Origin of the sequence: Paenibacillus polymyxa, assembly GCF_015710975.1 — a bacterium.
Classification (GTDB): Bacteria; Bacillota; Bacilli; order Paenibacillales; family Paenibacillaceae; genus Paenibacillus; species Paenibacillus polymyxa.
The window spans coordinates 5,511,441-5,531,181 of sequence record NZ_CP049783.1; the positions used below are offsets into that span (position 1 = coordinate 5,511,441).

General features: G+C 45.6%; 20 protein-coding genes. All 20 read right to left on the reverse strand.

The window, feature by feature from the left end:
* Positions 1-3: 3 nt before the first annotated feature.
* The 20 genes from G7035_RS24945 to flhA all read right to left on the reverse strand — a co-directional run bounded on the left by G7035_RS24945 (position 4) and on the right by flhA (position 19,723).
* Positions 4-795: a phosphatidate cytidylyltransferase gene (locus tag G7035_RS24945; protein ID WP_019686999.1), complete on the reverse strand. Its 792-nt coding sequence runs from the start codon at positions 793-795 to the stop codon at positions 4-6.
* A 17-nt stretch (positions 796-812) separates the two neighbouring features.
* Positions 813-1,580: an undecaprenyl pyrophosphate synthase gene (locus tag G7035_RS24950; protein ID WP_016820974.1), complete on the reverse strand. Its 768-nt coding sequence runs from the start codon at positions 1,578-1,580 to the stop codon at positions 813-815.
* An 85-nt stretch (positions 1,581-1,665) separates the two neighbouring features.
* A complete protein-coding gene (frr, locus tag G7035_RS24955) occupies positions 1,666-2,220 on the reverse strand; it encodes a ribosome recycling factor (RefSeq protein ID WP_014599669.1) in 555 nt (184 codons plus the stop codon).
* A complete protein-coding gene (pyrH, locus tag G7035_RS24960) occupies positions 2,220-2,948 on the reverse strand; it encodes a UMP kinase (protein ID WP_013309918.1) in 729 nt (242 codons plus the stop codon). Before pyrH ends, frr begins: the two co-directional genes overlap by 1 nt.
* 120 nt (positions 2,949-3,068) lie before the next feature.
* Entirely contained in the window at positions 3,069-3,719 is a 651-nt protein-coding gene (tsf, locus tag G7035_RS24965) for a translation elongation factor Ts (protein ID WP_013370709.1), read from the reverse strand.
* Between the two features lie 132 nt (positions 3,720-3,851).
* Entirely contained in the window at positions 3,852-4,550 is a 699-nt protein-coding gene (gene rpsB, locus G7035_RS24970) for a 30S ribosomal protein S2 (RefSeq protein WP_013309916.1), read from the reverse strand.
* A gap of 1,179 nt (positions 4,551-5,729) precedes the next feature.
* On the reverse strand, positions 5,730-6,254 hold the full coding sequence (locus G7035_RS24975) for an endolytic transglycosylase MltG (RefSeq protein WP_230877809.1): 525 nt from the start codon (positions 6,252-6,254) through the stop codon (positions 5,730-5,732).
* A 118-nt stretch (positions 6,255-6,372) separates the two neighbouring features.
* Positions 6,373-6,897 carry a DUF6115 domain-containing protein gene (locus tag G7035_RS24980; RefSeq protein ID WP_019686997.1) on the reverse strand — a complete coding sequence of 175 codons (525 nt, stop codon included), beginning with the start codon at positions 6,895-6,897 and terminating at the stop codon, positions 6,373-6,375.
* A gap of 41 nt (positions 6,898-6,938) precedes the next feature.
* Positions 6,939-7,259: a hypothetical protein gene (locus tag G7035_RS24985; RefSeq protein WP_016820970.1), complete on the reverse strand. Its 321-nt coding sequence runs from the start codon at positions 7,257-7,259 to the stop codon at positions 6,939-6,941.
* An 81-nt stretch (positions 7,260-7,340) separates the two neighbouring features.
* Positions 7,341-8,750: a flagellar assembly protein A gene (locus G7035_RS24990; protein ID WP_016820969.1), complete on the reverse strand. Its 1,410-nt coding sequence runs from the start codon at positions 8,748-8,750 to the stop codon at positions 7,341-7,343.
* Between the two features lie 44 nt (positions 8,751-8,794).
* On the reverse strand, positions 8,795-9,583 hold the full coding sequence (locus G7035_RS24995; protein WP_016820968.1) for a FliA/WhiG family RNA polymerase sigma factor: 789 nt from the start codon (positions 9,581-9,583) through the stop codon (positions 8,795-8,797).
* Positions 9,584-9,597: 14 nt separating this feature from the next.
* Positions 9,598-10,011, reverse strand: coding sequence for a hypothetical protein (locus G7035_RS25000; protein ID WP_013370699.1), 414 nt, complete (start codon positions 10,009-10,011; stop codon positions 9,598-9,600).
* A gap of 2 nt (positions 10,012-10,013) precedes the next feature.
* Positions 10,014-10,511 (reverse strand): chemotaxis protein CheD, encoded by a 498-nt coding sequence (locus G7035_RS25005; RefSeq protein WP_010346358.1) that lies wholly within the window; start codon positions 10,509-10,511, stop codon positions 10,014-10,016.
* On the reverse strand, positions 10,504-11,130 hold the full coding sequence (locus G7035_RS25010) for a chemotaxis protein CheC (protein ID WP_019686996.1): 627 nt from the start codon (positions 11,128-11,130) through the stop codon (positions 10,504-10,506). Before G7035_RS25010 ends, G7035_RS25005 begins: the two co-directional genes overlap by 8 nt.
* 3 nt (positions 11,131-11,133) lie before the next feature.
* The gene (locus G7035_RS25015; RefSeq protein ID WP_013370696.1) at positions 11,134-11,595 is read right to left on the reverse strand and encodes a chemotaxis protein CheW; all 462 of its coding nucleotides are present in this window, start codon (positions 11,593-11,595) and stop codon (positions 11,134-11,136) included.
* A gap of 62 nt (positions 11,596-11,657) precedes the next feature.
* Positions 11,658-13,754, reverse strand: a complete 2,097-nt coding sequence (locus tag G7035_RS25020) for a chemotaxis protein CheA (protein WP_019686995.1) — start codon at positions 13,752-13,754, stop codon at positions 11,658-11,660.
* A gap of 33 nt (positions 13,755-13,787) precedes the next feature.
* On the reverse strand, positions 13,788-15,332 hold the full coding sequence (locus G7035_RS25025) for a chemotaxis protein CheB (protein WP_019686994.1): 1,545 nt from the start codon (positions 15,330-15,332) through the stop codon (positions 13,788-13,790).
* Positions 15,333-15,363: 31 nt separating this feature from the next.
* Entirely contained in the window at positions 15,364-16,251 is an 888-nt protein-coding gene (locus G7035_RS25030; RefSeq protein ID WP_017427933.1) for a MinD/ParA family protein, read from the reverse strand.
* The gene (gene flhF / locus G7035_RS25035) at positions 16,248-17,693 is read right to left on the reverse strand and encodes a flagellar biosynthesis GTPase FlhF (protein ID WP_019686993.1); all 1,446 of its coding nucleotides are present in this window, start codon (positions 17,691-17,693) and stop codon (positions 16,248-16,250) included. Before flhF ends, G7035_RS25030 begins: the two co-directional genes overlap by 4 nt.
* A complete protein-coding gene (flhA, locus tag G7035_RS25040; protein WP_196478886.1) occupies positions 17,690-19,723 on the reverse strand; it encodes a flagellar biosynthesis protein FlhA in 2,034 nt (677 codons plus the stop codon). The genes flhF and flhA overlap by 4 nt, the downstream gene beginning before the upstream one ends.
* Between the last annotated feature and the right edge of the window lie 18 nt (positions 19,724-19,741).

Genomic DNA, 19,741 nt, shown 5'->3' on the forward strand with positions numbered 1-19,741 from the left:
GGCTTATGGAAGCAGCATCAGCATATGTACAAATGGAAAAACGACAATCCAGCTGTCGCAGCGGTCTAGTATACCACCGTGCCCTGGCAGCAGATTACCAGAATCTTTGATGCCGTACACTCGTTTGTATGCAGATTGTACCAAATCGCCCAGTTGTCCCACAACAGCACATGACAAACCGATGCCGAAGGCTTTACCCCAGGGTAACAGTCCACCTGACAAACCAGCGAATACCAGAGCTATAACCAGCGCTAAAACAACTCCGCCAATGGACCCTTCGACCGTTTTATTTGGACTAATCGCAGGCCATAGCTTCGTCTTCCCTGCCATTTTGCCTACAAAATATGCCCCTGCATCACTTGCCCAAATACAAGACAACAACAAAAAAGTCCATAACAGTCCATGTTCCATATGACGTGATTCCGCAATATACGAAAATCCAAATCCTATATATACAGTACCAAGAAATAGTATAGCTACCGTTTGAATCGGGATTTTATTTTTCGTTCCTACTGTGATCATCATAAACACTACCATTACCAACCAGAGCAAACTGGCAAAGGGTAGCGGTGAATGCAAACCCAAAGGTTGATATGGGAATACAAATGCTAATATGCTTACGTAGCCAAGTATTGCTGTACCTCCAAAAGGAGATACCTGCGTCATTCGAGCGAACTCATAAAATCCGATTAGGGCCATCACCAATATAAGCAAATGGTAGGCCAAGCCGCCCCACAGGACCATTGCCAAAAAGAATATGCCTGCCAGAATACCGGTAATTAATCTCTGTCTCAACGGCTTTCATCCTCCATTTACTTCAGTCCGCCATACCGTCGTGATCTTTTTTGATATTCGATCACTGCTTCGTATAAGTGCTCTTTCTTAAACTCGGGCCAATAAATATCAGTAAACCACAGTTCACTATAAGCAAGCTGCCAAAGCATAAAATTACTGAGTCTAAGCTCCCCGCTTGTTCGAATCAATAAATCAGGATCTGGCATACCCGTAGAAAGCAACGTGTTGCCAATTAGCTCAGATGTTATATCTTCCGGCTTCAGCTTTCCATCCTCAATTTGACGGCCCAATGCTTGCATGCATTCTGTGATCTCCAACCGACTGCCATAATTTAATGCAAAATTAAGTACAAGTCCGGTATTATTTTCGGTACGTCGAGTCGCTTCAGTCAGCGCTTCAACGGTATGAGAAGGTAAATGCTCCTTGTTTCCCATCATACGCACTTGCACATTTTTTTCAACTAGCTCATCCAGCTCAATTGCCAAAAATTCTTGAGGCAGTTTCATTAGAAAATCAACTTCGTCCTTTGGACGCGTCCAATTCTCAGTTGAAAAAGCAAATAAAGTTAAATACTTAATACCCAGTTCATCCGCTGCAATTGCTGTGCGTTTCACTGCCTTCATTCCATTTTGATGCCCTACAATCCGCGGCATTCCAATCCGTTTGGCCCATCTGCCGTTCCCATCCATGATGACAGCAACATGCTGCGGAATATTGTCTTTTGAAATGGCCGGTGTTTGCTGTTTTTGTTCCCCGTTCCACCAAGACCGAACCCGTTTGATCATTCCAGTTCCTCCAGCATTCTCTGAAAATGTGCCTCAGGCTTGAAAAGAGACAAACCCCACCGTAAGGGAGGGGCTGCCAATCTTTTTAAACTTCCATAATTTCTTTTTCTTTTGCAGCTAAAACTTTATCTACTTCAGCGATAAACTTGTCAGTCGTCTTCTGGATATCTTCCTGATGCTTACGAGATTCGTCCTCGGAAATATCACTTTTCTCCATTTTTTTGATATCATCATTTGCATCACGACGAATGTTACGAATAGCGATTTTTGCTTCTTCACCGCTCTTTTTCGTCAGCTTCACCAAATCAGTTCTGCGCTCCTCCGTTAAAGCAGGAATACTCAGACGAATGGTGTTACCATCATTCGAAGGCGTCAAACCTAAATCGGATTTTTGGATAGCACGCTCGATATCAGCCAAAGAAGATTTGTCCCAAGGCTGAATCATCAAGGTCCGACTGTCAGGTGTATTGATATTCGCCAGCTGATTGACTGGAGTCATTGCGCCGTAATATTCAACCTGCACACGGTCCAGTAATGCTGGTGTTGCCCGTCCTGCACGCAAAGATGCAAGATCACGTTGCAATGCCTGGATTGCTTTTTGCATGCGCTCTTCAGCGCTCTTTTTCACAGATTGTGGCATTAATTTACACTCCCTTTGACGATCGTACCAATTTTTTCACCCAGTACGACACGTTTAATGTTACCTTGCTCTGTAATAGCAAAGACAATCAACGGAATATTGTTATCCATGCACAGCGAGGAAGCTGTAGAATCCATGACACCGAGATTTTTGTTAAGCACATCCAAATACGTAAGCTGCTCATATTTTTCAGCTGTGCTATCTTTAAACGGATCGGCGGAGTACACACCATCTACTTTATTTTTAGCCATCAGAATCACTTCTGCTTCGATCTCAGCGGCACGTAGAGCAGCTGTAGTATCAGTCGAGAAGAACGGATTACCCGTACCTGCAGCAAAAATTACGACCCGACCTTTTTCCAGATGACGGATAGCTCTACGGCGGATGTAAGGTTCTGCAATCTGTTGCATCGCTATGGATGTTTGTACACGCGTAGGCACTTCAATTTGTTCCAAAGCATCCTGTAAAGCCAGTGAGTTCATCACGGTTGCGAGCATACCCATGTAATCTGCCGTTGCCCGGTCAATCCCATTGGCACTTCCAGCAATACCACGCCAGATATTACCGCCTCCGCACACAATAGCAACTTCTACTCCTAGTTCCACCACGTCCTTGACTTGCTCAGCAATCGACGCAATAGTATCCGCATCAATACCGTAACCGTTAGGACCTGACAGCGACTCCCCACTAACTTTCAGAACAACACGTTTAAACACAGGTTTTTCCAAATGATCACCCTCCAATTTCATATATTCTTTATGTAACAGGATAGGTGTCCTGTTGCAAGAAAAGGAACACTGATGTGTTCCATTTCTGTTTATTCATATGCAATTACCGATCGTTGGTAATTATTGTTTCACTTGAGACATAACTTCTTCGTAGAAGTTGTCTTCTTTTTTCTCCAGACCTTCACCCAGTTCGAAACGAACAAAGCGACGTACGGAGATGTTTTCACCAATCGTGCTGATTTTCTCGTTGATCAGTGTGGAGATTGTTTTGTCTGGATCTTTAATGAAAGATTGCTCCAGCAAGCAGAACTCTTCGTAGAATTTACCGATGCGGCCTTCAACCATTTTTTCAACGATTTTTTCTGGTTTTCCTTCGTTCAAAGCTTGTGCTTTCAGGATTTCTTTTTCTTTTTCAATCTCTTCCTGTGGCACTTCTTCGCGACGAACATAACGAGGGTTCGATGCAGCAATATGCATTGCAATGTCACGAACAAAATCTTTGAACTGGTCAGTTTTCGCCACGAAGTCTGTTTCGCAGTTTACTTCTACCAGTACGCCGATACGGCCGCCAGCATGGATGTAGGATTCAACAACGCCTTCAGTAGCAATACGGCCTGCTTTGTTGGCTGCAGCTGCAAGTCCTTTTTCACGTAGAACTTCAACCGCTTTTGTCAAATCACCATTTGCTTCTTCAAGCGCTTTTTTACAATCCAGCATTCCTGCGCCTGTTTTTTCACGAAGCTCTTTTACTGCGCTAGCATTAACTGCCATATTATTTCCCTCCAAATTTGATTTTCAGTGGTATATGCGAGCTTTATTCCTTAAAAAAAGGGTAGTGAGAGGTTTTCCACCTACCAACCACCCTTTTCATTTAATTCGTATAGGTATTTCCGATTGGAAATATTATGCTGTAGTTTCTTCGCCTTGGTTAGCTTCCATAACTGCATCAGCCATTTTACCTGTCAGCAATTTAACAGCGCGGATCGCGTCGTCATTACCTGGGATAACATAGTCGATTTCGTCTGGATCGCAGTTTGTATCAACGATACCCACGATTGGGATACCCAATTTGCGAGCTTCAGCAACCGCGATACGTTCTTTGCGCGGATCAATGATGAACAGAGCACTTGGAAGGCCCTTCATGTTCTTGATACCGCCCAAGAATTTTTCAAGACGATCTTTTTCTTTGCGAAGAATGATAACTTCTTTTTTAGGAAGAACAGCAAATGTACCATCTTCTTCCCAAGCTTCCAATTGTTTCAAACGATCAATACGTTTTTGAATGGTTTGGAAGTTAGTCAGTGTACCACCCAACCAACGTTGGTTGATGTAGAATTGACCAGCGCGTGCTGCTTCTTCTTTAACAGAATCTTGCGCTTGTTTCTTCGTGCCTACGAACAGAATTGTACCATTCTCAGCTGCAATGCTTTTTACGAAGTTGTAAGCTTCCTCAACCTTTTTCACTGTCTTTTGCAAGTCAATGATGTAAATACCGTTTCTTTCAGTGAAGATATAACGATCCATTTTCGGGTTCCAGCGACGTGTTTGGTGACCAAAGTGAACCCCAGCTTCCAAAAGCTGTTTCATGGAGATTACTGCCATCTTCACGCACCTCCTAAGTTTGGTTTTTTTGTGTGTCCTCCGCCGACATCATTTTTTATAAAGACTTCCTATTGGAAGCACCCTTTATAAAATTAACCGACGTGCGTTTTTAACACCGTCAATTAATATACCATAACACTTGCAGCGTTGCAACCAGCTTTTCGACAATAATTGAAACGGTGTAAAAAGCAACCCGCACACTTCCATCTGCCTGGCTTCTTAGAAAAATGTTTGTGAAAATAAAGTGTTAGACTCTCGCACTACATTGAACGGACAGATCGTTCCAATATGTGCCCTGTTAGCCGCATCTGTTCAAGTCTTTCTTATATAGATGGCGCCATGCTGGGCGTACATTAAAAAGCCATGACTGACTAACGGCCAAGGCTTTTTATACACGATCGAAATCGGTACCAATTCCCGATTAGTGCCCCATCATCGCTGGGTCCTAGCTGTCCCCGCCGACGGTACCTTCTTCTTCCTGCTGCTGCGGTTTACGCAGAAGGAGCGACAGAGCAGGCACGCGGACAGGAAGAACGTATCGCCGTAACCCGCGACGACAGCATTCAACGGATTCGCGTCCGCTCCCGCATTTGCGGTGTGGGAAGCGATTTGCGACGTCAGATAACCCGTCAGGCCTGCGACCGCGAACGAGAGGACAACTTGCTGAGCCGCTGTTGTCAATGGTGTGACTCGGCTCACCAGGCGGCGAGGCGCAGAGTTCAGAACATGCGTGTTGAGCGGCATCATGGAGAAACCCATTCCGAGACCCATGGTGCTGATGCATAGGATAATAACCCAGAACGGAGAATCCACCGATATACGGGACAAGATGAATAGAGAAAATTAGGAATAGAATTGTTTTATTGTTTTTTTATTCATCAATGCCGCTATCGATTATTTCATAGCGTTAATTTGTGTTCAATTTATTTTATATCTCTCTCCGATATATCTGAATATTGATCCAAATTGAGGATAGTTTTAACAATACACCGTGGTGTAATCCGCTAGGAGATGACCTTTGAATCCTTCAGGGGTCTTTTTATGTCCAACTAGCTCTGAATTGCAATAGGCTATGCTGTAAGCTATTGTGGGCGCTTCATACCCACTTTGAACTAAACAATAAAAAATCACTTTTGTTCGCATCGAAAAAAATAAAAAGCCGTCCTCTTCCCGATTAGGTCAGTTGGACGGCTTTTTCGTTATTTTAGTAATAATAGAACTGAAATCCTCACCTTTAGCAAACTGATAGGTGCCTGTACGAATTTTGGTATTGATTTTTTGAGCCTTAGCTGCTGCCTCAAATGCACTAGCATCCGATACGACTCCTGCCCGTTCCAATCCAGATGCCACACTTCTTAAATTGCTCCCTGATGCAATGCTATATTGCACTTGTGGAGTGGCAGGCTGCTTGGGAATATTGGGAGTGGCTGTAGTGCCAGTTCTTTGAGTTTCCGGCTTGTTCGGACTTTGTGGTACCGACGTGCTGGTCGAAGGCTTAGAAGCAGCCGAGGATGTGCTGTTTGCAGGTACCTTAGGTGTTGAAGGCGTTTGAGCTGGTTTAGCCTTTTGAGGTGCAACTGGAGTCTTGTTGCCTTCCTTGATCAGCTTATTCCGCCATTCCTCTTCTGTCATTTTCGGATCAGAACTGTCACTGATCTGAAGATTTAACTCGGCTGCTGCCTCTTCTAGTTGTTCTCGCGTCATGTTTTTCGGGTCTGCCGAAGATTGCTGCGACTGCCCCTGACCAATTATTGCCAGCTGCAGCAGCAATGCCCCATGATAAGACCAGTACCCATGCCTAACATAAATGAGCGGTTTTTGATCATATCACATCCTCCCGTTCCGCGAGTTGTAATATGAGCTGTACTTCGCCCCGCTGGATGCCTGATTGCTTAGCTATATAATCCACCGACTTGCCTTGCTCATGCATCGCGAATAACTCTTGATAACGATCTCGGATGGACTCTTGTTCCTGCTCAGTTTGAGGCTCTTGCAATGCCGTTTGCTCCTCTAAAGTTACAAAAGAAGCTTCTGAATCTGAGATTGGCATAGAGACGGTAGCAAGCATTGCCTGACGCTCAAGCTCCACAATACGATTCCGAAGCTCAGCTACTTGCTCCTGTAATGCTGCCTGCTTAACCGCATGCTCCTGCTTCATACCAGATACGAGTTCAATCAGCTCGTCATTATCGTTTTCAATATCGGCCAGATATTGCTCCAATGTAGCCTCAACCTTTTGAACGACGGCCTCTTCAGTTCCCCGGCTTGGCTGGCGCTTTGGCAGAAGCCAGGCGTAGACAACAGCTGCGGCTCCCAGCAGAACAATATAAATCCATGGTTGATCCACTGCCCATCGTCTCCTTTTATAACGCTTCTCCACCCATTGGATCAGAGCGAAAAATCAATATGATGTCCCTTATACGGATGCTCTGCCGGATGCTCCTTAGGTAGCTCAGTCTCATCTGAGCGAGAGCGGCTCTGCTGGGAAGAATCTCTGCTCTGCTCACCTGTTTGCCTCTCACCGACGAATGTTTCCGCAGACTGATCTATGGCACTGCTTCGCTGACGCATGTTCTCCGTCTCCAGCGCAGTCTTTTGTCCAAGTAATGCCTGGTCATTCATTGGCCGCTGCTGGGACTCACTATGGTATTTGCCTGCTTCACTGGTGCGAGGTACAGCAATTTGCAATTCAACAGCCTTCAAGCTCATGGGACCACACCCTTTCCGATTGGGCATCCGTATCAGACTACCGAGAAATATAATAAATTGAATTATTATCAGTGTAATGAATTACATGTAGGAGGACATGCTGATATCTCCCTCATGATAATAAAACGCCATTCTTTCCACAGAATCTTTAATAAATTTTGTATATCTGCCGATAACTATCTTAGAGCCACCGTAAATCACATTTTTCACTTCTACCCGGGCGCGGCTCGTATCTTCTAATGTTCGTTCTATTTCAAGCATTCTGGACTTAGTTTCCAAAAGTTCCTGTTCATTAGATTTTTTAGTAGATGTCAGCTTGATTCGCATAGCCATTCTGTCAGGTGCAAGCTGTCCAGCAGCCGCTAGCTGATCCAATATTGTGAGAGCTTTGTTCGTTTTATCCTGGCTGTCTGTCTGCTGCTTCAACCGTGCGCGAAGTTCTGTCAGTTCATCACGCAGTTCAGGAAGCACACCCACTTCAATATTAGTAGCTGTGGACATCGTATTACCGACGGTACGAGCCACTACCTTTTTACCAGCTTGTACACTGCCACCTACGATAAGCCCTTTTGTGCCTTCGCAGATTACATTATTACTCGCTTTGATCTGGGAATGCATGATGCTCTGGGATACAAGCACATCGGCTCCCGCGATCACGTTACCATCTTGTATAAACGAGCATTTCACATTTTGTGCAGCTTTCACAAATCCTTTATGGTATCCGATAATACCGCCGCTGATTTCCACTGAACCATCTGCCTCAATTTCAGCGCCTTCCACACCGCCAATGACACGAATGTCACCAGCCGCCCGAACGCGAAAACCGGTCAAGACATTCCCGCGAATGACGACGGTTCCAACAAAATCAATGTTACCGACGCTATAATCGACATCCCCATTCACTTCATACACAGGGAACACATTAAGCTTGCCCTTTTCAGTTGTAGTCACTAAACCATCAATAGCCGCATACATCGCAACGCCTTCCGGATGGATCACTACATTTTTTCCAACTTTAAAGCGTGCCTCTTTACCTGGAAGAAAAGGGATTTCCTCTCCGGTTACAGCAATCCCTGGTACACCTGGCAGAGGATCCACTCGTTCGGCAATCAGTTGTCCACGTTTTACATTTCTTAGACGAGTTAATTCTTTATAATCTACCCGTCCATCCACAGTTTCAAGTGGCTTATGTGCATCTTCACCGGTCACAATATCGGCCAGATTAATTTTTCCGTCTGTACCGTGGATCGGCTGCTTTCCCTGAGCAATCAGTAATTTCCCGAAGAAATGATCTTCCGGATTTGCCGCAAATGTGCGGATTGCATCGGTAATTACACCGTAGGATATTTTTTGGTTGCTTAGAAAACGTTCTAATTCTTCCACAGAACAGGCAAAGCCTTCTTCACGTTTGGCAAACTCCAAGTAGGCGGATTGTTTGTCAGGTGAGACAACCACTTTTAAAAACTGATCCAAAGCATACTGCTTCTCCACATGGGTGCTCCTTCCGTCTAACTGTTACTGTAACCTCCCGTACGTTAATCTTTACGCATTAGCAAATCCCGTTGTTTGTCCAGTGTCGCTCTCAGACGTAATATTGCTTTGGAATGCAACTGAGAAATTCGCGAAGGAGAAAGTGACATGACCTCAGCAATTTCGCTGAGTGACAAATCCTCGTAATACAATAAAGAAACAACGATACGCTCTTTTTCAGTTAATTTATCAATGCCTTGTGCCAAGGCATCACGCAGTGTGAATTCATTGACCTTATGATCTGGATTTTTCGCCTTTTCATCTACCAACAGGGAAAGCCGTGTTTCCGACTCTTCTTCGCGGATTGGGTCCTCCAGTGAGACAATCGACATTACAGCGACCTCTTGGATCATACTTTGAAACTCTTTCTCGGAGACGTCCAAATAATGACTCATCTCTTCGTCGCTTACTGTGCGTAAATACCTTTGTTCTAAATGCTGGTAGGCGTCTTCGATTTTTTTCGCTTTTTCCCTAACTGAACGAGGAACCCAATCTCCTTGACGAAGACCATCCAAAATTGCTCCGCGAACACGCCAAGAAGCATAAGTCTCAAACTGCAAACCACGCTCATAATCAAATTTCTCTAAAGCATCAATCAAACCCATAACACCGTTGCTCGCCAGATCATCCTTGGATACATTTTTAGGTAAGCCTACTGCAAGACGACCCGACACATATTCCACAATATGGAGATACTTTTCAATTAACTGCTTTTTTGCTTCCTTGTCACCGTGTTCTTTCCATTGTTCCCACAGCTCGGAATGGTTCAAATGAGCGGCTTTTCGCTCGTTCATCGGCTTCACCCTCCTTATTTGTCTGTCAGGTGACGAACGGCCTTGGCCAATTCTTCAGGGTCCTTGTTGGAAACCAGCTTGGGTGGGTTTAAAGGTGCAAAACCATTATTCCCCTCGTCCGTCTGCTCTGGTTTCGGTTTCAGCAATTCATTCAGGTTTTCATTTTCGTCTGGTGTCGTCAGGTCCAGATTTCCCCCTACGCCATCTACCTGAGAGCTTGCCCGGTCTTGGGCATTACCCAGATCTGGCCGCGCTACCACACCCAGTGTCCAGCGCAGCACAAATGCAAGTAGGAACCAAAAAACGAAGGCGATTAAGCCACGAATTAAGCTCGTGGTCAGCAGATTGCTGCCAACGGACAACACAAAAGTCAGAATAAATCCGACTACTCCAGACCAAAGATTAATGCGTAAGCTACCAAATAACATGTTTATAATTCCTTTACACCTTTTTGTACGCTTCGAATATTCAAAACGCCAGTTTCAGAGTCCAACTCAATCGTTCGTCCATAATTGCCACCCGTATCTTCCGCAATTAAAGGAATGCCCAGATCTACAAGCATTTCCTTGCACGATTCTACATTGCGCGGGCCAATCCGCATGGTGTCTCCACTACCTGCAAAGGCAAACATCTGCGCTCCTCCTGCCATTTTGGCAATCAGTCTGCGCCGTTCAGCACCCAGTTTCAACATTCGTTCAAATAACTCTGGCAGTGCTGTATCCGCATATTTGGCAATATTCAACTGCCCTTCACGCGCAATATCCGAGGACGGTAACATCACATGTGCCATGCCTGCCAGTTTCAAATGAGGATCATAGAGGGTCAATCCGACGCAGGAGCCAAGCCCTGTCGTGCGAATCGAGTTCGGGTTGCTGGTAACATTTAAATCTGCCATGCCGACTTTAATGATGCTTTTATCCTCAATCATCGTTCATCGGGACTCCTAACGACCTAAAGATTTTCCCGAACGATTCTGGATCAGGAATCAGGAAAAATTGACCCTCAATCTGATTCTGCCCTTCCAGAAACGATGTGTCAATCAATAAAGCAGCATCCCCCATCTGCCCAAACTGCAGCAGTCCGTAGCTGAGAATAGCTCCTGCCATATCCAGTGCCAGCGCAGGGACTGTTGGATACATGGATAAACGTGTGAAATCCGCCAACGAAGAAAGGTAGGAGCCTGCTAAAATGTTACCGATCTCCGACAGAGCTGAATGCTCCATTTCGTTAAAGCAATCCTCGTCATCCGAAGGAATATTCGCCAAACGGGAAAGTAAGCTTTTCGCCGCCTGAGGTTGCAATATGAAGAATAGATTACCAGGGGCTTCCCCTTCGACTCTAAAAAATATTGCAACAACAAGTTGTTCATTTCCGCCGACTTTGTCCGCAATTTCCTCAAAGGGCAGCATTTGCACTTTGGGCACACCCATATCGACTGGTTTATTGAGAAGCCGGGAGAGCGCTGTAGCAGCGTTCCCCGAGCCAATGTTGCCGACTTCTTTCAATACATCCAACTTGAAGTCTTCGAGATTTCCCAGATTCTCCATATATTAATCCTCTAAACCTTCCAGTTGGTTCATTTCGCTACGGTTCAAAACTTCGGACAAGTTCAGCATAATCAACAGACGCTCTTCACCAATTTTAGCAACTCCGCGAAGATATTTAGCCTTAACACCGCCAACCACTTCCGGTGGTGTCTCAATGTTGTCAGTATTCAGGTCAATAACATCATTCGCTGAATCCACGATAAAGCCGACTTGCATCTCGCCCACAGCAACGATAATAATACGTGTTTGATCGGTATATTCAGCTTCTGGTAATCCAAAACGGCCACGAAGATCAATAACCGGAATAACCACGCCTCTCATGTTGAATACACCTTTAACAAAATCGTAAGTTCTCGGAACCCGTGTAATCGGCACCATGCGTTCAATAGATTGGACTTTTTCTACTTCAACACCGTATTCCTCTTCACCAAGCTTAAATACGATAACTTTAATTTCTTCTCCCATGTTTAAAAACCCTCCTTATTGATGTCCGCAATCTCATATTTCTTTCATTTTTAATGAAGACATTATTTAATGAAAACATTCGGGTCAATGATCAAAGCAACCTGACCGTCACCCAGAATCGTGGCACCTGAAATTCCTTGGATGTTTGGAAGATACTTGCCCAGATTTTTAAGGACGATTTCACTTTGTCCCAAAAAGTCCTGTACGGAAAGAGCTGCCAGACGGTCTCCCTTACGGATGACCACGACCTCTGTCTCTTCTTCTTCATCTTCGTTGAAGTCCGGTACCTCAAACAGCTGACTCAAGGAGATAAGCGGGATATGAGAATCGCGGAAAGCAATCATCTTATTGCCATGCACAGAACGGATTTGCTTACGCTTGACGATCGCAGTTTCCACAATGGAAGACAAAGGAATCGCATATTTTTCAGAACCGATCTGTATCATCATGGCTGCAATAATGGATAGAGTCAACGGTAATTGTACAGAGAAATTAGTGCCCTGGCCCAATGTGGAGTGAACCGTAACATTACCACCCAAAGCGGTAATTTTAGATTTAACAACATCCAGACCGACACCGCGTCCTGATACGTCTGAAATGACTGCAGCTGTACTAAAGCCCGGAGCAAACAATACTTGATAAGCTTCCTCGTCGGTCATGGAAGCTGCTTGTTCTGCTGTCAAAATCCCTTTGGAAATAGCACTGTTTAGTACCTTTTCACGGTTAATCCCGTTCCCATCATCCTCAATCTCGATAAATACGTTATTACCGCTATGAAAAGCACGCAGTTGAACGGTTCCAGTTTCTGGTTTACCAGCTGCAATCCGGTCGGCTACCGACTCGATGCCATGATCCACGGAGTTACGTAGCAAATGCACCAGAGGATCACCAATCTCGTCGATAACCGTCCGATCCATTTCAGTCTCTGCTCCAGTAATAACCAATTCCAGTTTTTTATCCAGCGACTTGGCCAGATCGCGAACCATACGCGGGAAACGGTTGAAAACAGTATCTACAGGTACCATCCGCAATTTGAGAACAACATTTTGCAAATCACTGCTCACACGACTCATATGCTCAACCGTTTCCGTCAGTGCTGGATTGGAAGCCTCACTGGCTAACTGTTCTAAGCGCACACGGTCAATGAGCAACTCGCTGAATAAATTCATAAGTACATCCAGACGTTCAATATCTACGCGAATCGTACGGTTGTGCGTAGGAGCAGCCGCCTTGGCTGCTGGCGCTTTACCTGCAGCTGGCTTGGCAACAGAGGCCGCAGCTGGAGACTGCGGCTGAGATGGAGCGGGTGGCTGCACGGCAACAGCTGCTTCCTGTACCGCCGCTGTCTCAGCGAGTCCAGCAGTAACTTCGCTCATTTGTTTAAGCGATTCCTGATCCAGTTGTACCACTGAAACCGTGTCAATTTCAGAGATACCCGTGATTTCCTTTTCCAGCTCCCCAGCTTCTTTCTGCGTTATGTAATATAACGAGAAGCTTTGTTCGAATTTTTCCTGCTCGATATCCTGTACGGACGGATAGGCCTTGACGATTTCACCAGAGTTTTCCAGTGTGTTGAATACCATAAAGGCACGTGCCGCCTTCAGCTGGCTCTCTGAACTGATTGTTACCTGTATATAGTGAACACGATGCCCTTCAGAAATCGATTGCTCCAGTACAGAATACTGGAATTGGTCCAAAACCAATCCAGCACTATCGTTAGTGCCTGCTTTTGTAGAAGGAGACTCTTCAGTGGCAGCATTTGAGCCGGACTTTAGGAAATCCCCGCTCACGATAGATTGCAATGAAGATACAATAGAGGAGACATCCGCTTTTCCATCGCCTCCCTCTGTAATGTGCTGCACCATGGATTCCAGGGCATCCAAACCTTTAAATAAGGTATCGAATATAAATTCATGCATCGCCAGCTTGTTGTTACGTACCAGATCAAGAACGTTTTCCATTTGGTGAGTGAGCGATGCCAGGTCTTCAAACCCCATCGTAGCAGCCATTCCTTTGAGGGTATGGGCAGAACGGAAAATCACCTGAACGATGCCTAGATCGGTTGGGTTGCTTTCCAGTTGAAGCATATTTTCGTTAAGAGATTGCAGATGATCATTCGACTCATCAATAAACATGTTTAAATATTGGTTCATGTCCATTGTGAGACACCTCCTCCATGAGTTACACTCCGATTATTTCACAACTTGTACAAGCTTGGGGGCGATCTCCTGCATTGGCAGAAGGTGGCGCACACATTTTAATTCAACTGCTGAGCGGGGCATTCCGTACACTACACAAGTCTCCTCATTTTCAGCAAATGTGGATTGAACCCCAGCGTCATAAAGCTTTTTCATCATTTTAGCCCCGTCGCTACCCATTCCAGTAAGCAATACTAGATGTCTTTCCAGCGCGGTTAAAGAGAGCAGCGATTCGAACATCGTATCTACAGAAGGACGGTGACCATTGCGAGCCTCCTCCATCTTCAGTGACACCGTGTATTTACCACCGGCTCCAGGCACAATTCTTAGCTGATATCCCCCTGGTGCGATGTAGGCTGTTCCCGTCTCCAGCGTCATCCCCTGCTCAGCCTCCACAACGCGTAGTGGACTCAACGTGTTCAAACGTTGTGCTAGCGAACGAGTAAAGTTTGGTGGCATATGCTGAACGATAACGATTGGAGCTGGAAAATCCCCAGGAATGCGCTCCAACAGGGTCTTAAGAGCCCGTGGTCCGCCAGTAGAACATCCGACCGCCACCAGTTTTCGAAAGCTGGACGTATGCACACCTTTTTTAAGTGACAATCCCTGTGGTGCAGCTGGAGCTGTAGGTGCTGTTACTGGAGGCGTTGCAGCCGCAGGAGCGGAAGAAGCTGATGAAGTTACCGTCTTCCGTGACTCCGGCTTGACAAGCCCTGCTTTATCCTTACTCTGTACTGATTTTCCAGCGGCCGGATCAGAGCTCTTCAGCTGTCCCGACGTTATTCCCATACTCATGGACAAGTCTTCTTTTTTCTGCACATGAGGTGCTTGCACTGGTTTCCTTGGCTGAACAGCTGGCTTGTCTATGCGGCCACCTGTAGCAGATGTTCCAGACAGCTGCTTTTTAGTTTCCTGCTTGGCAGCTGTTGGGACGGACTTCCCAGCATCTTTCTTGGGTTGAGCCGATGCAGCAGGTGGAGGAGCAAGCGGAACAACAGGAGGCTTGTCTGCCGAAGCTTGACTTCCAGCTCGTTTCTCAGCCGCAGCCTGTCCAGGTGGCTTTTCCATTGGCGTTTTTTTCGCTTGTTCCATTGCAGCTTTGCGCTCATTCGCTTCCTTGCGCTCCAAGCGGCTGCGTACTGCTTGCATAGCAGTATGCATCTGTTCGAGCAACGCCTTGCTCACCTGCTCAATATCTTGCGCATGAGCAATGGAAGGCTTTCTTATAAAATCGAAAGCTCCTGCCTCCAGAGCCATGATGGTCTCCTTCATGCCTTGTTCATTAATGCCTGACAACATAATGACAGGTAACGGATGGGCTGCCATAATCAGTGGCAACGCTTCAAGACCATTCATTTCAGGCATTTCGACATCCATGGTGACCAAATCAGGCTGCAATTCTTTCACTTTCTCTACAGCCTCTCTGCCATTGGCGGCTGTACCTACGATGTTGAACGACTCATCCCTTACAATAAGATCTGTAATAATTTTGCGCATAAAGGCCGAATCATCTACAACCAGCACCCGGTAAGCACACATGTTAAACACCCCTGTTTCCTCTCATCAAAAATCAATGCATAGAACGCCGCAACCATTTTTGCATAAATCCTTTGATTCCACTCAATGCACCTGGTTGTGGAACCTGTGGCATTGCTGCAAAACGGTGTGCCAGATTCAGTACATCTTTTGAAGCCGCGCATCCCGGAAAAGCAACCATAAAAGGTACTTGTCTTTTGACTGCCTGCATGACATGAGTATCATCACTGATATGTCCAAGCAGCGGGATTTCGATCTCCAAAAAGCGTTTCGCAACAAGTGCGATCTTATCGGCAACTTGACGGGCCTCATTATCGTTATCGGCACGATTGACTATAATTTTGAATACCGTATCTTTCTGCAACCCGTTGACGACTTTAATTAGTGCATACGCATCTGTTAAAGACGTCGGTTCTGGGGTGGTTACTACCATACATTCGTCAGCTGAAGTGATGAATTTAAGATTTTCTTTGGATAAACCTGCACCTGTATCAAAAAGAATATAATCCATGTCTGCTGCCATTTTTTCTACTTCTTCGGCAAAATAATTCAGATTCTCATCTGATAACGCAAACAGTTCGCTTAAGCCTGAGCCTCCAGCAATATAAGGCAAACCACCTATACCCGTTTGAATAATCTCATCAATTGATCTTTCACGTTTTAACAAGTGAAGAAGATTGTATTGTGAATGGGCCCCCATCAACACATCAATATTAGCCATACCGATGTCAGCATCAAACACAAGTACCTTTCGACCAAGAGATTGCAGGGCCAATGCAAAGTTCAGCGTAAAATTGGATTTGCCCACCCCGCCTTTACCACTGGTGATCGTTATAATTTTTGCGTGACGATTACGTGGGGGTAATCGATACCTATCCAAAGATGAAGCCATTTGTCTAAGTGATTGGGCTTGATCACTCATATGGAATCTCCGTTAACTCCTGACGATACTTTGGCTCCAAGCAGCATATTTGTCACCATTTCTGCATCGGGATGAAGCAGGTCGTCAGGAACATTTTGTCCATTCGTAATATAGGCCAACTGCATCGGAAACTGGTGCAAAAGATTGAACATTCCGCCACAACTGCCCGTCTCATCCATCTTGGTAAATACAACCTTCCCAAGACCAAACTTACTGAAATGTCCAGTTATATTGAGCATATCCCTGCTTTTGGATGTCAGGCTGAGTACCAGATACGTCTCACTTTCATTAATAGGCGAAAGCAGACTTTGCAGTTCTGATACAAGCAGTTCATTACGATAATTTCGCCCTGCAGTATCCATGAGGATCAAGTCACAATGCTCCAGACGTTGAATAGCCCTTTGGACGTCACCGGGAGATTGCACAACTTCAAGCGGTACATTCAAAATCGTAGCGTATGTACGCAGTTGCTCGACGGCTGAAATCCGGTACGTGTCAGAAGTAATAAATCCAACTTTGCGATGATGTTTGAACAACTGTTCCGCTGCCAACTTTGCAATGGTTGTCGTTTTTCCTACTCCGGTAGGTCCTGCAACATACACAATTTTGGTATCTTGGGAGATCCCTTTATCCAGTCTTGTCTGTATAAAACTGGTCACTTCCTCACGAAAGGCTTGTTCCCAATCAAAAGTTTCAGGCGCAAAAGGATGCTCACTTCGACGCACATGTACCTGTTCGATCCAATATTCCAGTAAATCACGTGCCACTTCCTGTTCCAACACATGCTCACAAATCTCTTGTAGCGCCTCAGGCCAAGTACTTTCCATTGAAGAGTTTCTGGAGAACCGAGTCATCATCGCTTTCATTTCCCGCAATTCATTAAGCAATGCCTGATTTTCCTCAGCTCCACTCTTGTCTGGAACACTTGCTTCGATTGGCCGTTTATGCAGCTCACTGGATGATTTCAGGTTCGAAAGCAATACTTCTTGATCAAATGCCTGAGATAGAGTCTCCAGGTTATTAGCAGACCTTGGCGACAAATGCTCCGTTGCTGATGCAACTTGTTCTGTATTAACCGTTAATTCAGCTTGTTCTTCTTTGGAACTACCGGTTATCTGTTGTGAAACCCGTCGATAAGCTTCTGGAGCTGCTTGTCTGGGGACTACAGGTACTGATGGTTTTTCCAGCTTCTCAGGGGTGTTCATTAGAGGCGAAGCAGCCCGGGCAAGCTGGTGTGACGAGCGTTCAGTCCGCCGAGGCTTTTGAGGTTGCTGCTCCTCAACTGCAGCAACCACTTCAATTTTCTTTTTACTGAACATCCCCATAAAACCGCCGACCTTCACTTCCTTGGTACTTAAAATGACGGCATCTGTTCCTAAGTCACCCCTGATTTGCAGCATGGCTTCTGGCATGGTATCCACTAGATATCGTTTCACTCTCATAAGTTCACCACCCCGACACTTTGAATTTCAACGTTCGGCTCCAGCTCACTGTACGACAGCACCGGGACATCTTGCATCGTCCGCTCCATCACTTGCCGCAAATACATACGTATTGTCGGTGACGTTAACACAATAGGCTGCTGTCCCGATTGAATAAGACGGTTGATTTGCTCCATCATCCTTTGATACACCGTTTGCGTTGACACCGGATCAAGAGCCAAATAGCTACCTTGCTCCGACTGCTGCACGCTCTCAGCAATTTTCTTCTCCAATCCTGGTCCCACGGTAATAACACGCAACGTTTCTCCTTGCTGTGCAAATTGCTGCGTAATCTGACGTGATAACGCTTGACGAACATATTCAGTCAGCACGTCTGGATCTTTTGTATAAGTACCATAGTCAGCCAGCGTCTCGAATATAGTCACCATATCGCGAATAGAGATTTTTTCTTTCAACAGCTTGGCCAGCACTTTTTGTACGTCCCCAATCGCAAGCACAGAAGGAATAAGATCGTCCACCAGCACTGGATAATTCTCCTTGAGATTGTCAACCAACGAACGTGTTTCCTGTCTGCCAAGCAACTCATGGGCATGTTTCTTGATCGTTTCTGTTAGATGAGTAGCTACAACTGAAGGTGGATCAACCACCGTATAACCTGACAGTTCAGCAACATCCTTCGTGTTCTCGTCAATCCAGAGCGCAGGCAGTCCGAAGGCCGGTTCTGTCGTTTCAATCCCTGTAATGGAGTCGTCGTCGTATCCCGGACTCATAGCCAGATAATGATTCAACAACAGTTCTCCACCGCCTACCGTATTGCCTTTAATTTTAATTACATATTCGTTAGGCTTGAGCTGAATGTTATCCCGAATACGAATAACCGGCACAACCAACCCCAGCTCCAAGGCGCATTGACGGCGAATCATAATAATCCGATCCAGTAGATCACCGCCTTGCTGTGTATCCGCCAACGGAATCAACCCGTACCCAAACTCAAATTCAATCGGATCTACTTGAAGCAAATTAATGACACTTTCCGGACTACGCACCTCTTCGATTTGTTGCTCCTCCTCCAGCTGTTCATCAGCAATTTGCTTGCGTTCCATATTGCCCTGCATTCTTCGGGCTGCAAAAAACAATAGAATCGCAAGTGGAAGAGTTGTAATAATATGAATAGGTGTGAAAAGGCCCAATAATGCAATGGTGGCAGCCACTATGTAGATCAATTTTGGATATGAAAAGAGCTGTCCGGTTAAATCTTCTGCCAAGTTGCCATCCGACGTAGCCCGCGTAACAATCAAGCCTGAAGCCGTGGATATGAGCAGCGCGGGAATCTGGCTGACCAATCCATCACCGATCGTGAGAACAGAATACGTTGACAGCGCTTCTTGAAATCCTTTTCCCTGAACGGCCATACCGATAATAAAGCCGCCCACCAGGTTAATGATCAAAATGATAATACTGGCGATCGCATCGCCTTTAACGAATTTACTCGCACCATCCATAACTCCGTAAAAATCCGCTTCCCGTTCGATTTTACTGCGTCGTTCACGGGCTTGCTGCTCATTAATTAGACCTGCATTCAAATCAGCATCAATACTCATTTGTTTACCTGGCATCGCATCCAATGTAAACCGGGCGCCCACCTCTGCTACCCGCTCCGATCCTTTGGTAATAACAATGAACTGTACGACCACAAGAATGAGGAAGACAACAAAGCCGACGGCAATTTGGCCACCTGCAATCCAGCTACCAAACGTAGCAACTACTTCGCCGGCATGACCCTCACCTAAAATAAGTTTGGTCGTAGAAATGTTGAGCGCCAAACGAAACAACGTTGTAATGAGCAGCAATGAAGGAAAGATAGAGAACTGTAAAGCTTCCTTCGTGTTCATTGAAACAAGTAGAATCATCAAAGCAATAGAAATATTAATGACGAGCAGAATATCCAGCAGCCATGAAGGGATCGGGAGAATCATCATAAGAACGATACCGATGACGCCTGCAAGGACGGTTATTTCTTTTATTTTCACGGGTCTCTTGGCCTCCGA